Annotated in this window: 14 protein-coding genes; 8 read left to right on the top strand and 6 right to left on the bottom strand. The window is 64.2% G+C overall.

Annotated elements, in window-relative coordinates; genetic code table 11:
* Positions 1-103 precede the first annotated feature (103 nt).
* From RJT37_RS13680 to RJT37_RS13655, 6 genes are all read left to right on the top strand, one after another.
* The gene (locus RJT37_RS13680; RefSeq protein WP_313685304.1) at positions 104-1,858 is read left to right on the top strand and encodes a 2-oxoacid:acceptor oxidoreductase subunit alpha; all 1,755 of its coding nucleotides are present in this window, start codon (positions 104-106) and stop codon (positions 1,856-1,858) included.
* Positions 1,855-2,718, top strand: coding sequence for a 2-oxoacid:ferredoxin oxidoreductase subunit beta (locus RJT37_RS13675; RefSeq protein WP_311174042.1), 864 nt, complete (start codon positions 1,855-1,857; stop codon positions 2,716-2,718). Before RJT37_RS13680 ends, RJT37_RS13675 begins: the two co-directional genes overlap by 4 nt.
* A gap of 114 nt (positions 2,719-2,832) precedes the next feature.
* On the top strand, positions 2,833-3,921 hold the full coding sequence (locus tag RJT37_RS13670) for a DoxX family protein (protein ID WP_313685293.1): 1,089 nt from the start codon (positions 2,833-2,835) through the stop codon (positions 3,919-3,921).
* 363 nt (positions 3,922-4,284) lie between these two features.
* Complete coding sequence (locus RJT37_RS13665) at positions 4,285-5,520, top strand: digeranylgeranylglycerophospholipid reductase (RefSeq protein ID WP_313685291.1); 1,236 nt, start codon at positions 4,285-4,287, stop codon at positions 5,518-5,520.
* 95 nt (positions 5,521-5,615) lie between these two features.
* Positions 5,616-6,398, top strand: a complete 783-nt coding sequence (locus RJT37_RS13660; protein WP_313689975.1) for an aldo/keto reductase — start codon at positions 5,616-5,618, stop codon at positions 6,396-6,398.
* A 190-nt stretch (positions 6,399-6,588) separates the two neighbouring features.
* The gene (locus RJT37_RS13655) at positions 6,589-6,783 is read left to right on the top strand and encodes a DUF7333 family protein (RefSeq protein ID WP_311174045.1); all 195 of its coding nucleotides are present in this window, start codon (positions 6,589-6,591) and stop codon (positions 6,781-6,783) included.
* Positions 6,784-6,813: 30 nt separating this feature from the next.
* Here RJT37_RS13655 and RJT37_RS13650 read toward each other — a convergent pair whose 3' ends face one another.
* Both RJT37_RS13650 and RJT37_RS13645 read right to left on the bottom strand, forming a co-directional pair.
* Positions 6,814-7,920, bottom strand: coding sequence for a DUF373 family protein (locus RJT37_RS13650; protein ID WP_313685288.1), 1,107 nt, complete (start codon positions 7,918-7,920; stop codon positions 6,814-6,816).
* 125 nt (positions 7,921-8,045) lie between these two features.
* A complete protein-coding gene (locus tag RJT37_RS13645) occupies positions 8,046-8,969 on the bottom strand; it encodes a coiled-coil protein (protein WP_313685286.1) in 924 nt (307 codons plus the stop codon).
* Positions 8,970-9,322: 353 nt separating this feature from the next.
* Between RJT37_RS13645 and RJT37_RS13640 the strand changes: the two genes are divergently transcribed.
* Entirely contained in the window at positions 9,323-9,763 is a 441-nt protein-coding gene (locus RJT37_RS13640; RefSeq protein WP_345785395.1) for a DUF371 domain-containing protein, read from the top strand.
* 106 nt (positions 9,764-9,869) lie between these two features.
* Positions 9,870-10,724: an endonuclease III domain-containing protein gene (locus RJT37_RS13635; RefSeq protein ID WP_313685282.1), complete on the top strand. Its 855-nt coding sequence runs from the start codon at positions 9,870-9,872 to the stop codon at positions 10,722-10,724.
* 31 nt (positions 10,725-10,755) lie between these two features.
* Here RJT37_RS13635 and RJT37_RS13630 read toward each other — a convergent pair whose 3' ends face one another.
* The 4 genes from RJT37_RS13630 to RJT37_RS13615 form a co-directional block, all read right to left on the bottom strand.
* Positions 10,756-11,253 (bottom strand): VOC family protein, encoded by a 498-nt coding sequence (locus tag RJT37_RS13630; RefSeq protein WP_313685280.1) that lies wholly within the window; start codon positions 11,251-11,253, stop codon positions 10,756-10,758.
* A gap of 99 nt (positions 11,254-11,352) precedes the next feature.
* The gene (locus RJT37_RS13625; RefSeq protein ID WP_313685278.1) at positions 11,353-11,835 is read right to left on the bottom strand and encodes a DUF7332 family protein; all 483 of its coding nucleotides are present in this window, start codon (positions 11,833-11,835) and stop codon (positions 11,353-11,355) included.
* A gap of 539 nt (positions 11,836-12,374) precedes the next feature.
* The gene (locus tag RJT37_RS13620; RefSeq protein ID WP_313685276.1) at positions 12,375-12,563 is read right to left on the bottom strand and encodes a hypothetical protein; all 189 of its coding nucleotides are present in this window, start codon (positions 12,561-12,563) and stop codon (positions 12,375-12,377) included.
* A 127-nt stretch (positions 12,564-12,690) separates the two neighbouring features.
* Positions 12,691-14,607: a beta-CASP ribonuclease aCPSF1 gene (locus tag RJT37_RS13615; RefSeq protein WP_313685275.1), complete on the bottom strand. Its 1,917-nt coding sequence runs from the start codon at positions 14,605-14,607 to the stop codon at positions 12,691-12,693.
* Between the last annotated feature and the right edge of the window lie 149 nt (positions 14,608-14,756).

Here is a 14,756-nt window from a genome sequence, read left to right as displayed (position 1 = left end):
GGTTCAAACTAATTATTTGTAAAATTAAGTCAGGGGTTTGGCGGCCGTTTTTTGAAGGGCTTTCAGAAGGCTTTTCTTCAATCCCGCGGAAGAGCTAGTTCACATGCCTGCGGACTTCAACTGGGCCATCGGCGGGGAAGCCGGCGATGGCATCGACTCGACGGGAAAAATCTTCGCCCAGGCACTCTCCCGGGCCGGGCGACACGTGTTCACGTCGAAGGACTTCGCGTCCCGGATCCGTGGCGGCTACACGGCGTACAAGGTACGGACCGCGGTGGACCCGGTCCAGAGCGTCGTCGACAGACTCGACGTGCTCATCGCCTTGACCCCGCGGACGATCGAGGAGAACCTCGACGAACTCCACGAGGGATCCGTCATCATCTACGACGGCGAGCGGACCACGATGGCGAACGTCGAGATCCCCGAGGGGATGATCGGCCTCGACGTCCCGCTCAAACGACTGGCCGAGGAGGCCGGTGGGGCGATTATGCGCAACGTCGTCGCGCTCGGGGCCGCCTGCGAGGTCGCGGACTTCCCAATCGAGAACCTCGACAGCGCCCTGGAGAAGCGCTTCGGGTCGAAGGGCCGCGCACTCGTCGAAAACAACCAGGAAGCCGCCCGCAGCGGACAGGACTACGTCGCCGAGGAGTACGACCACGACCTCGATTACGAACTCGAGACGACCGACGCCGACTACGTCCTCCTGAACGGTGACGAGGCGATCGGGATGGGGGCGATCGCCGCGGGCTGTAAGTTCTACGCGGGGTACCCGATCACGCCGGCGACGGACGTGATGGAGTACCTGATGGGGCGGATCGAACAGTTCGGCGGTCACGTCGTGCAGGCCGAGGACGAACTGTCCGCGATCAACATCGCCCTCGGCGCCGCACGCGCGGGTGCCCGATCGATGACAGCGACGTCCGGGCCCGGGATCGATCTGATGTCCGAGACGTTCGGCCTCGTGGCCACGAGCGAGACGCCGCTCGTCATCGTCGACGTGATGCGCTCGGGTCCCTCCACGGGGATGCCGACGAAACAGGAGCAGGGCGACCTGAATATGATGCTGTACGGCGGCCACGGTGAGATTCCGCGGTTCGTCCTCGGCCCGACTACTATCTCGGAGTGCTTCTGGAAGACCGTCGAGGCGTTCAACCTCGCCGAGAAGTACCAGACGCCGGTCTACATCGCTGCGGACCTCTCGCTTGCGGTGACCGAACAGACGTTCTCGCCGGAGACGTTCGATATGGACGAGGTCGAAATCGACCGCGGGAAGGTCGTCGACGAGGAGACCGTCGCGGAGTGGCAAAACGAGAAAGAGCAGTTCAAGCCACACGCGATCACCGACGACGGCGTCTCGCCACGGGCATTCCCCGGCACGGACGGCGGCGTGCACATGTCGACGGGCCTCGAACACGACGAACTCGGCAGACGGACCGAAGACACGGAAATGCGCGTCGAGCAGGTCGACAAGCGCAACCGGAAGGTCGAGACCGCACGGACCGAAGAGGACTTCTCGTCGCGGGAGTTCGGCGATCCCGACTCGGAGAATCTCGTGATCTCGTGGGGATCCAACGAGGGCGCGATGACGGAGGCGATCGACATCCTCGAAGCGGAGGGCGTCGACGTGCGGTTCCTCTCGGTTCCGTATCTGTTCCCCCGACCGGACCTGACCGAGGAGGTCGAGGCGGCGGAGAACGTCGTCGTCGTCGAGTGTAACGCCACCGGCCAGTTCGCGGACGTCGTCGAACACGACACGCTCTCGCGGGTCGACCGGGTGAACAAGTACGACGGCGTGCGGTTCAAGGCCGACGAACTCGCAGGGGAAATCAAGGCGGCGCTCCAGGAGGCAACCCAATGAGCTCAGACGTACGATTCACGGATTTCAAATCCGACAAGCAACCGACGTGGTGTCCCGGCTGCGGCGACTTCGGGACGATGAACGGAATGATGAAAGCACTGGCGAACACGGGCAACGATCCCGACAACACGTTCATCGTCGCCGGGATCGGCTGTTCCGGCAAGATCGGGACGTATATGCGCTCGTACGCGCTGCACGGCGTTCACGGCCGCGCGCTCCCGGTCGGGACGGGCGTCAAACTCGCCAATCCCAACCTCGAAGTGATGGTCGCTGGCGGCGACGGGGACGGTTACTCGATCGGCGCGGGCCACTTCGTCCACGCCGTCCGACGGAACGTCGATATGTCCTACGTCGTGATGGACAACCGCATCTACGGCCTCACGAAGGGGCAGGCGTCCCCGACGTCACGGAAGGACTTCGAGACGCCGACAACGCCCGAGGGGCCGCAACAGCCGCCGGTCAACCCACTCGCGCTCGCGCTCGCCTCGGGCGCGACGTTCATCGCGCAGTCCTTCTCGACGGACGCCCAGCGGCACGCCGAGATCGTCCAGGAGGCGATCGAACACGACGGGTTCGGCTTCGTGAACGTGTTCAGTCCCTGCGTGACGTTCAACGACGTCGACACCTACGACTACTTCCGGGAGAATCTGGTCGACGTCGCCGAGGAGGGCCACGACCGCACCGACTACGACGCCGCCAAGGAGAAGATCTTAGACGCCAGCAAGGAGTACCAGGGCGTCATCTGGCAGTCGGAGAAGTCGATCCCGTACAGCGAGAAACGCGGCCTCGACACCGATATGTCACAGGTCGACGACGGCGCGCCCGAGGGCGCGATGGATCTGGTTCGGGAGTTCTACTGATCGGCGACGCTCGGATCGCTCGCTGACCGTATTTCCGCCGCAGGCATCCGGAACCCGCCCTAGCTGCCCGGGTCTGGCCGCCCGCCTTTTCCCCGTCGGACCCGTAGCGTCGTTGTGAAATCACGAGCCCTCCTTTCTGTCGTGGGTGTAGTCGCACTGCTGCACGCGGCGACTGGTTCCGCTGTCGCTCACGTCGATTACGTCACCGACGGGACAGCCCCCGGATCCGCTGGCGAACTCTTCGCGGCGGTGTTTTCATCCCCGCTTGCGCTCGTGCTGCTGGCTTCCGGCGGCATCCTCGTTACGGTTGCCGCGGTCGGATACCTCCGGTTTTCCGGATCGCTTCGGGACATCGAGGTGGCGCGGCGCACGCTCGCATCCTACCGTCCGTACCTCCCCTGGATGCTCCGGCTCTCGATCGGGCTGCCGCTCGTGGGGGCGGGTTTCGCGGGGTACCTGTTCTCCCCGAGCGTCGCCGTGAACGCACGACTGCTGCAGGTCGGCATCGGCTTCCTGTTGCTCTTCGGGCTCGCGACGCGCGCGGTCGCCATCGTCGGGCTGTTGACCTATCTGTGGGCGCTCGCGGGGCAGTTCCCCGACCTCCTCCTGGCGAGTGAGTACATCGCCGGGTTCCTCGGCATCTTCCTCGTCGGCCCCGGCCAGCCCAGCGCAGATATGATGCTCCGCCGGATGGTGGCCACCGAAGGCACCCTTCTCAGTCGGTTCCAGGGGCTCCCGAAGCCTGAAGATGTCCTCTCGGCGCTCGGCCTCACGTCCGAGGCGGCGCCGCTCGCAATCAGGGCGTTCCTCGGGGCCAACTTCGTCTACCTCGGAGTGGTTCAGAAGTGGCTCCAGCCGGCACAGGCGGCCGCCGTCGTCGCGAAGTACGACCTCACGGCGGTCGTTCCCGTCTCCCCGGAACTGTGGGTGTTCGGTGCCGGCCTCGTCGAGGCCGCAGTCGGCGTTTTCCTCCTCACCGGCACGCTCACCCGCGGGGCCGCGGCGGCGGCGTTCGTCATCCTGACGACCACGCTCTTCGGTCTCCCGGACGACCCGGTTTTGGCGCACGTCACGCTCTTCGGGCTTTCGTCGGCGCTGATGGTGACCGGCGCGGGGCGATTCTCGCTGGATACGGCGGTTCTGCCCGAACTTCATCGTCGACTTGGCGCCGGAACAACGAACCCCGATCCCTCGTCGGCGTAGACGGGCGTTATCGTAGCGTTCGTAACTGATTGCCATCCGATCGCACGACCGCGTGCGATCGTGTGAGCGAAGACTTGCGAACGCTGCGATAGCAACCGCTCCCGACACCAGCGTCTGGGACGCCAGCGACGTCACGGAATCGCGAACTTTCAACAGCGGGATTCCGCCCTCTCGCGGGCATCAGGAATGTTCCGGCGCGTTTTTTACCCGCGCGCCAATGCAAGGTAACAATAGTGACTTCGGACGCCGCGACGGCCGGTCGAGGACGCGAGCAGACCGGACAGCACTCGCGGCGCGGCGTTCGCGCGACCACTGCACCGGCACACCGGTGTCCGCAGCCCATACACACTACGGAAATACGCTATGTCTGAGAACTACGACGTCGTCATCGCCGGCGCAGGCCCGGCCGGAGCACAGTGCGCGCGGGACCTCGCACAGCGCGAGTACGACGTACTCGTGTTAGAAGCCGAACCCGAAGACGGGTTCCCGCGGCAGTCGAACAAGTCCACGGCGGGGACGTTCGCGGCGATGACCGGCGCGTTCGGGGTTCCCGACGACGTCGTGATGAACTACACCGACGAGGTCATCCTCGAGTCGCCCCACGAGCACTTCGTCCAGAAACAGCCCGGCGCAGTGCTGGAGTTCGCGGACTTCAAACGGTGGCTGGTCGCGGAAGGACGCGAGCACGGCGCGGAGTACCGCTTCGGCGCGCGCGCAAACAATCCCATCGTCGAGGACGACGAGGTGGTCGGCGTTCAGTACGCCGGCGACGAGGAGGTATACGCCGATATCGTCGTCGACGCCACGGGGCCGGCGGCGCCGCTCGCCAAAAAACTCGACGTCTGCAACCTCGAACGGGAGAACCAGGCAGTCGGCATCGAGTGGGAGATGGAAGGCGTCGACGTCGACCATCCCGAGTTCGCTGATCTGACCGACGCGATGATGCTGCGTCTGGACCACGAGTACGCGCCCGGCGGCTACTCGTGGATCTTCCACACGGGCGGCGACACCGCGAAGGTCGGCCTGTGTTACATCCAGAACAAAAGTTACCAGCAGTACGGCGACACGTCGAAGAGCATCGACGACCACCTCACCCACTGGCTGGAGACCGACCCCCGCTTTGCGGATGCCGAGCGGATCGCAGACAAACAACAGCACCGCGGGAGCGCACACATCCAGATGCCGGACGGCCTCAGCACGGACAGCTTTATGGCAATCGGTGATACCGTCCCGACCATCGATCCGCTGTGGGGAGAAGGCATCCACAAGTGTATGGAATCCGCGCGCGCGGCCGCCATCACGGCCGACCGGTGTCTGATGGGATCGGAGCGGGACACCTCCGCGAACGCGATGGCGACCTACGACGACCTCTGGCACGCCCGCGTCGCGCCGAATATGCGCACGCGGTTGACGATGACCCAGTTGCTGTACCTCGCGTCGAACGACCGCTACGACCGCCTGATGAACGACCTGAACGCGATGGACGTCGAGACGCTCAGCGACGCCAACACCGGCAGCATCCGCAGCCTCTCGAAACTCGTCCACCTCGACGACGTCCCCTTACTCGCGCGGTTCGCGAAGCAGCGGCTCGCTGAATGACGCGTCGGGCCGCCGCCCGAACACCTAACTGGACCGCGATTCTGTGCGTTCGTATGAGTCACGACGAGGAGCGACGCGCTCCGCTCGCGAACGGGATGCCGATGCTCGGACTCGGAACCTGGCAGAACGACGACCCAGCGACGTGTGCCGACACCGTCGAGACGGCGCTGGAGGCGGGCTACCGGCACATCGACACCGCACAGGCGTACGGGAACGAAGAGCACGTGGGGCGCGGCATCGCCGCCGCGGACGTCCCCCGCGAGGAAGTCTTCCTCGCGACGAAAGTCTGGATCAGCGAGCTCTCGTACGAAGACGTGCTCGCATCGACAGAAGAGAGCCTCGACAAACTCGGCGTCGACTACGTGGACCTGCTGTACGTCCACTGGCCGTCGGGCGAATACGACCCCCCGGAGACGCTTCGGGCGTTCGACGAACTCTCCGATGCGGGCAAGATCGAAAACGTCGGCGTCAGCAACTTCCTCCCCGAGCAGGTCGACGAAGCGATCGAGCTGACCGAGGCGCCGATCTTCGCGAACCAGGTCGAAATGCATCCCCTGTTCCAGCAGGAGCGGCTCCGTGAGCACTGTGCTGCCCGCGATGTCGAACTGGTCGCGTACTCGCCGCTCGCACGCGGCGAGGTGTTCGAGGTTCCGACAGTATCGGAGATCGCTGAGAAACACGGCGTGAGCGAGGCGCAGGTGTCGCTCGCGTGGCTCCGCGAGAAAGGCGTCACCGCAATTCCCAAAGCCTCGACGGAGGCGCACATTCTCGACAACTGGCGCTCGCTGGATGTAGACCTCGATGACGAGGACATCGCAGCAATCGACGCGATCGATCGGACCGAACGGCAGCTCGATCCGAGCTTCGCTCCCTGGTGAGGGTCGGGGCCAGCGATCGCCTGATACTGATAACTCTCACTGTTTACCGCCGAGCGCCATCCCCGTTGGCGGCGCTCGGCGGGAAGAGACGAGAGTAATCAGTATGAGGATTGACTGGCTCTCCCAGGTGAGCTTTGCGAATGCGCGACAGGGATAACCGATTTGAGACCCCGACCCTAAGGACATCTGTATGGACTTTACCCTATCGACGACTGCCGCGATACTGCTCGCGTTGGTCGTCGCCGGTACCGCCGTCCTGATCGGTGCCGGTGTGATGGCCACGGGCACAGTGTTGATGATGGTCACTCCCGCGATGCTGGTTTTCGGCGTAATCTGTGTCGCTCTGGGCGTCAAGCACGGCGAACACCGGACGCGGGCCTCCTGAGCCGTCGCCGCCCTCCGTCGCGCGGCGTGCTCACTGCACGACGTCGTCGAGCGATTCGCCGGTCACGCTCGCGGCCACCCTGACGCCGACGAGGCTGACGACGATCCCCGCGACGATGAATGCTGCAAGCCGCTGTTGGGGCGTAATCACGTAGCCCCACAGCCGTGGATCCGCGAGGACGGCCTCACGCTGGAGGAACCAGCCGGCGAATCCACGAACCACGAACCCCAGCGCGACGACCCCGAACGGGAGATTCAGATACGGTGTGCTCACCTCCTCGGCGCCGATGAGTTCATCGAGGAGTCGTCCCGCGCTCGCGGTCAACGCAGCGAGCGCGAGCCAGGGGACGGCGCTGTAAGTGAACTGCATCGTCCGGACGACGACGGACTCGGGGCCTGCGCCCGGACTCACCGAGAGCGCACCCAGGAAGATGCCCACCAGGCCCAGTCCGAGGCTGACTGCGTACGTAACGACCGACACGCGTCCGGAGTACAGCGCCGCACGCACGCGTTCCGGCATCTCCGAGAGGTACTCGTCTATCGCTAGCCCCTTGTACAGCAGCGCGGCACCGAGCGGCGCCGCGAGCCCCGCAAGCGCCACCGCGGGCGGAAACTGCGTCAGCAATATCGGTAGCAAAAGCAGCGTTGCGCCGAGCGGTACCAACACTGTCGTCCGGAGCTCCTCGTCGGCCAGGAACTGCTTCAGCAGGTAGTACGTCGATTCGATATCGTGGGCCTGTCGGACGACCACCCGGTCGACGGAATCGACGCGGACCCGGCTTTCGATCACTGGCACGACACGCTCGTCGTTCGCGGAGTCGAGCACGACAATGGCAGACTCGGGTTCGTACTCCTCGACGAGGGTGTCCACCTGGGCTGACAGCGACCGGTCGGCCCCGACCAGCGAGTCGGTCCCGCCGGAGACGACAGCCAGGACTGTCTCCTCGCGTTCGTCACGGAGGTCGCGGGCGACCCGCAGCGACTCAAGGATGCAGTTGACGCTCGAATCCTCGGGATCGGCCAGTCCGACGTCCGTCACGAGCGACTGGATGGCCTCCCAGCCGACGATGGGCGTCTCCAGCCCCGCGGCTCGGCCGATGTCGCCCGACCGATCCACACAGAGGACGAGCGTCGTCACGGGTGTGCGAAGGATTCACTAAGTTAAAACCTTCGTGGTTGGGACCGCTCGTATCGACAGCGCCGAGGCTCGTCGATCGACAAAAAGCGAAAAACGGTCCGGACGAATCCGTGGATCTCCGGCGTCTACAGCAGCCCCGTCTTCTGGAGCTTCATCAGGTCCTCGGTGTCGAGAGTCTCGCCTTCCTTGAACTTCTGGTAGATCTCCTCGGCCTCCTCTTTGGCGGCCTCGCGCTCCTCTTCGCGTTCGTCTTCGCGCTCCTGCTCTTCCTGTTTGTCGAGTTCGCGAAGGCGCTTTTGGACGCGGACGAAGTCCTCGTGGTGCTGGTCGGCGGCCTCCTGGGCCTCGACGAACAGCTCGTGCATCTCGTCGGCCTCGTCGCGGATATCGTCGGCCTCGCGGTAGGCCTCGATCATCTGGTTGTGATGTTCCTGGGCCTCGTCGGCGAGCTCCGTCACCTTCTGGTGGTGCTGTGAGGCTTCCGAGCGGACCTCTTCTGCCTCCTCGATGAGCGCTTCGAGTTCACCGCTGTCCTCGACTTTCTCCTTCTTCTCGCGGAGTTCGTCGCGTTTGTCCTCGATCTTCTCGATGAGTTCGCGCTCGTCCTCCGTGGAGAGCACCTCGGTCTGCTGGCGGAACTCGAGCTGCTCGATCTCCTCTTCGAGCTCCTCGATGTCTTTGCCGTCGTCGAGCTCGAGGTCCTCTTTCATCTCCTCGACCTTGTCGAAGAGTTCGTTGGCCTTCGCGTTGAGCTCGTTCCGCTTTTCTTTGTGCTCTTGGACCTGCTCGTTGAGCTCGTCGCGCTTCTCGCGGTGCTCTTGGGCCTCGTCGACTTTCTCACGGGTCTTCGCGTTGAGGTCGTCGCGCTTGGAGGCGCGCTCGGAGGCCATCTGGTTCAGCTCGTTTCGTCGATCCCGGAGCTGTCCGGCGATCTTGATGAGCTGGCCTTTCGAGCCGTTCTCGAGCTTGTCGTCGGTAAGCTCGATGTTATCCGTGTCTTTGAGTTCCTGTACGTCGTACTCTTGAAGTACTTCTTCTTGTGTCACCATACGTAATCAATCCTCGATACCATCACCGCTCCGGACCGTGGCGGCCGCTCTTCGATCGCTGTCAACCGTGGATAAGAATTCCCGATCATTCTGCGTGCTGTGCCGCCGGAACGCCGGAGGCGTTCTGGTGACTACACATTGACCACTACCGTATATAAACTTGCCGGTGAATCGATCGCCTGAAAACCGCTCACACATCGCGTGACTGTGGCGTGTGAGGGATTCCCAGTGTTCGGGAGAGGGTATATAAAGAAGTGTGAGGGTGACACCCACGGTCGACGGCTCTTCGGACCGAGCGAGACTTACCGCGCCGCCGTCCAACCGGGGATATGGAAGACAGTCCACCCGGGGAGATGCGAGAAGTCGTGCACGCACGAGGCCACGAGAACGTCTCCGCAGAACACGGGAGCACCTTCGAGATCACGACCGACGACTGGCTCACGCCCGCGGGCGACTGTATCCTCGCCGTCGAAGCCGATCGGGCTCCCGCGGCTTTTGCGGACGCGTTCGTCGACGCCTGCCGCAACCGCGACGCGACGATCCGAGCTACTCTGACGGCGACGACCGACGAGGGTGACACGCACACAGCCACGATCGTCGGCCGTGGACATCCGGGGCTCTCTTTCGAGAACGAACGCAGCCACGTCGGTCGGACGAGCGACTACGTGGACGATCGCACGATCCTCGTCGACGCCGACGCGGCCGCGGCCGATCTGGACCGCGACCTCGTCGACGCCCTCGCAGCGGGTGCGGATCTCCGCGTCGAACTGGCGGTCGAACCCGCAGACGGTTGAATGGCGTAGGCGCTCTGGCGACATCCGCGCGTCCGACTTACGGCCCGACGTCCCGCGTCCGACTTACGGCCCGACGGCTTTTGTCGCTCCCCCACAAACGGCGTCTATGGCCGAGGAACCGCAGGAGAACATCAGCGGCGACGACGCCGCGGCAGCGGCGTTCGGCGTCGGGGACGCTGGCACACGTGCGGAGGCTGTCGTCGACGAACTGGGCGAGTTGTACTGGCAGAAGACCTACGGCGGCAAGGACGCCTTCGAGTCGCTGGTGCGGACGATCCTCTCACAGAACACGAGCGACGTCGCGAGCCAGCCCGCCCACGACGCCCTGATGCAGCGGTACGGGATGAAGGGCGGGGGGAGCGCTACGGGCGACCCCGAGCAGGACGCTGCCGCCGGACACGATCTGGCGGCCGCCCTCGCCGACGCCGAGCAGTCGGTGTTGGCGGAGACCATCTCCTCGGCGGGCCTGTACAACCAGAAGTCGGAGATGATCATCGGCGCGGCCCAGCGGATCTGCGAGGAGTACGGCGGCGCGGTCGGGTTCGATCGGTTCGTCAGGGAGGAACCGCCGGGCGACGTGCGGGAGGCGCTCTTGGACATCCACGGCGTCGGCCCGAAGACCGCCGACTGCGTGCTTCTCTTCGCCGGCGGGCGCGACGGCGTCTTCCCCGTCGACACGCACGTCCACCGCATCGCCCGCCGGATGGGCTTTGCGCCCGCCGACGCCGACCACGAGACGGTTCGGGAGCATCTGGAAGCCGACGTCCCGGGAGAAAAGTGCGGCTTCGGCCACACGGCGATGATCCAGTTTGGCCGCGAGTACTGCACGGCCCGCAAGCCGGCCTGTCTCGACGGGCCGGAAGCGTGTCCGCTCTACGATCTCTGTGACAGGGTCGGCGTCGACGAGGTCGGCGAATCAGTCGTCGATCCTGCAGACACGCTGTCGAACGACGAGGCGTAGTCAGTCGGCAGCGAGTCCTACGATTGGCGTCTCACTCGTCCATATAGATCGGTGCCGGCTCCTCGTCCCCGTCGGGCCAGTCGATGTCGGTGCGGTCGATCAGATTCGGCACGATCGACTCGTCGAGGGCGTCGGCATCGGGTGCGTTCACCTCGACGAGGTTCCCCGCTGGGTCCCGAATGTAGAACTGGATCTCCCCCGAGGGGAGCACGTAGACCGGCGGTTCACCGTCGACGAACCCGGGTTCGATCTGGGGGAGTGGCTCCACCTCAGCGGACCCGTGATCGCGAATCGACTGATAGACCGTCTCGAAGTCGTCGACGTGGAGCGCGTGGTGGTTGAACGCGGGGGGATCGCCGTCGCGCTCGACGAGGTGGAGTTGGAGATCGCCACACTTCAGCCACTGTATCCGCTCGTGGAACGCCGGGGCCGGAATCCGCTCAAGTCCGAACACCGACTCGTAGAACTCCGTCGACTCTTCGAGGTCATTCGCAACGATGCTGACGTGTGTGTATCGTGACTCGACCACAGTGGGACTACTGACGACGTGCGGCGATAAAACCGTTCGCGTCGTGAGTTCCCATCCCGAGCGTAGTTCCGCGGAGTCGTCCATCGAACGGTGCCGGATTCAACACTGGCGGGTCTCCACGCCCGAGACGGGCCCGTTGGTCGGTTCGTACGTCGAACCGCCGGTCGCGCCGGCGAACATCGGCAGCGACAGACGGTAATCGAAGAGTATCACGAACGAGTCCCAGACCGCAGCCGTCGACACCTCGTCGGGAGTCTCGTCCAATAGCACGCCCGTCCGGAGCGCGACGATGTCGGAATCGAGCGCGACCCCGCTGGCGGACAGGCCGAGCGCGCTCGGCGGGGCCGGCGAGGTGAAAAGCGAGGTGTGGACGGTCACGTTGATGTGGGGATTGCCGTCCCCGATCGAGAGATGGTGGCCACCGGAGGGGAAACAGCGCCGCTCGTCGGTCGTGGACGTCGAATCCCCGGACGAGTCCGCGGTCGTCTGCGCTTCGGCCGGCACGGCCGCGGCGCCGGCGGCAGACGTCACGAGTACGACCGCGACGAGGAGGCGAACGGCGAACGAGGGACGACCGCACATACACCCCGGTTCGAGATACCCCAAATTAAGTCCCGCGACGCAGTTCTCAGCCTTGATACGGTCGTTCGAACCGGTGCTTCGGTCGATCGGATACAACCTGTGATCGGTACTTTTCTGACCCCCCGAAAGAGTGAGCAGGAACTCACATTACGGTCTATGGCGCATCCGAATCAGCCCGGAGAACTTCGTGCGAACTGTGTGAAACCGCCGATCCCACGTGTCTCTGGCGTTGCTAATGACGGTAATGACGCTCCGTTCGGGGTACAATCCGCGCTGAGTTTCCGCTCGAAATGGTGGTTTTATTGTGTTGACGACAAGTAGCAATGAATGGTACAGGGGGAGGAGGGGTGCCACTGAACTGCCTTCTCCTTCCCTTTGTGCCGATTTCACAATCGGCATCGATATCTATGCTTCGGGGGGATTTGAGTGCTTTGCGGTTGGGCCCGTTCTGAACCCAATCTCGTCTGTCTTGGACGAGCCGCAGTAGTGTATTCGACAAAACTCACCGAATCAACCGTCGAATCGCTCTTTCGCGTAGGTTAGTCGGACTTTGGCGAATCGGCCCAAGCAATGAGTTTCTCGAAGCCGACGAAGACGACGAGAAAGAGCGCTATGAACACACTCCATCTGATTACGTCGAATTCGCCAGTGAAGGCTAATACGTTGAAGATATAGGAGATCGAGGCACCGATAATCCCCGCCAAGTAGAGCTGTCCGCGTACGTGCATACTCTGATATCGACCCCATTACCAATAGCTGTCGGGGAAGAGTTCGATGCGGTAGACGCTCTCTCTACTGAACGGTCACCGTACTGGATTCTTTCGTCTTCGCAGAGGTGCAAATACGGATGACTGCCTACCGGAACCGGAACGTTTCGAGATTCTTCGGCGTGAAGGTCCGGAGGTTGTGATCGTGATACAGCCCCGAAGAGAGGTCCTGGACGGCGCTTTCTTCGCCGTGGACACACAGGACCTTCTCCGGGCGGGGGTTCATCGTCGTCACGAAGTTCTCCAGGCCCTGGCGGTCCGCGTGCCCCGAGAAGCCGTCGACCGTGTCGACTTCCAGTCCCAGCGAGACCGTTTCCTGGCGTCCGCCGGTACTGCCCCGGTCGATCGTGACCTCCTCGGCGCCGTTCTGAATCCGGCGGCCGGGCGTGTCTTTCGGCTGGTAGCCGACGAAGATCAGCCGGGAGTCCGGATCGGGGCCGACCTGCCGGAGCCACGACAACACTGGTCCGCCGGTGACCATCCCGGAGGGAGCGAGCACGATGCTCGGCTCCCCGTCTGCGGCCGCCGCCCGTTCGTCGTCGCCCTCGATACTGGTGAACGCCTCTGCGAGGAATGGATTGTCCTCGGTGTCGAGGAGGCGGTCCCGCAGGTCGTCGCGGAGATACTCCGGATAGGTGGTGTGGATCGCTGTCGCCTCCCAGATCATCCCGTCGAGGTGGATCGGCATCGTCGGGATTTCGTCCGTCCGCATCGCCTCCGCGAGCGCGAGCATCAGTTCCTGCGACCGGCCGACTGCGGGCGTCGGGATGACGACTGTGCCGCCCCGCTCGTAGGTTTCGGTCACGAGGTCAGCGAGTTTCCGTTCGGCGTCTTCCCCGTCCGTCTGGTAGTCGTTGCGGCCGCCGTAGGTCGACTCCATCACGAGCGTTTCCACCCGCGGGAAGTCGTTCACTGCGCCGTCGAGCAGCCGCGAGTCCGTATACCGGATGTCGCCGGAGAACGCGACGTTGTAGAGGCCGTCGCCGATGTGGAAGTGCGCGATCGCCGACCCAAGCACGTGGCCGGCGTTGTGCAGCGTGAGCTTGATGTCGGGCGCGATGTCCGTGACGTTGCCGTAGTCCAGCGTGATCGTGTGCTTGATCGCCTCGCGGACCATTTCGGGGCCGTACGGCGGCACCCTGTCCTCGCTCGCCTGCTCGAGGTAATCCAACTGGAGCAGTCCCATCAGATCCCGCGTCGGTTCTGTCGTGTACACCGGCCCGTCGTAGCCCTCGTCGAAGAGCAGCGGGACGAGCGCGGAGTGATCCAGATGTGCGTGCGTGAGCACGACGGCATCGATCGAGTTCGCCCCCGCACCGAGCGCTTCCGGAATCTGTAGGTACGGCCGCTCCTCTCTTCCCTTCTTGATGCCGCAGTCGACGAGGATTCGCGTCTCCGCCGTCGAGATGATAAACGCCGATCGGCCGACCTCGCGACACCCGCCGAGCATCGAGATCCGGACCCACTCCTCGTCTGCGAGCCCCTCGCGGTGGATCCCGCGGCCGACCCGCTCGAGGATCTCACGGCGCTCTTCGCGTTCCTGTCTGAGGAAGTTCCGGACGTTCTCGACGGTCGAGGATTCGATCGGCGGCGTCCGGACGACGTCCGGCGTCCACCCGACCTCGCGGGTGATCTCCCGGAGCGTCGCGCCGCTGTGCCCGATCACTACGCCGGGCTTTTCGGCTTCGATGACGACCTCGCCGGTGTCTTCGTAGAAATCGAGGTGGGTGACGCCGGCGTCGTCGGAGATGATCTCACGGATCCGTGAGCGGGCCTGTTCCGGCGGCGTCAACGCCGTCGGGTCAGGACGGACAGAGATTCGTTTCCGGAACTTTCCCGCCAACTCACGGACCAGATCGCCGTTTTCGGCGAACCGCCGCGGGTCCCGGGTGTAGATGACCAGTTCCGGGCCCTCGTAGGTGACATCTGTCACCGAGACGTCGGCCGGTAGTTCCGCCGTGACTTCGCGTTTCAATTCCTCGAGTTGAGTGTCGACTGAATTCATAACTGAGAGCGGCCCGTCGGAGTCCTCGGGGACGGCCGTTGGATCGGGTGTCCCTTCCTCGGTGTGACGTCGGACGGGGATGCGTCAGCGAAACGCCCCGCGTCCTGTGCGACTGTCGTCTGCGACATCTGCGCGGAGAGAGGGAGAAC

It is taken from the genome of Halobellus marinus, assembly GCF_032113415.1.
Lineage (GTDB): Archaea > Halobacteriota > Halobacteria > Halobacteriales > Haloferacaceae > Haloquadratum > Haloquadratum marinus.
Note: the sequence above shows the minus strand (reverse complement) of the source record. Positions and strands in the feature narration are given on the sequence as shown.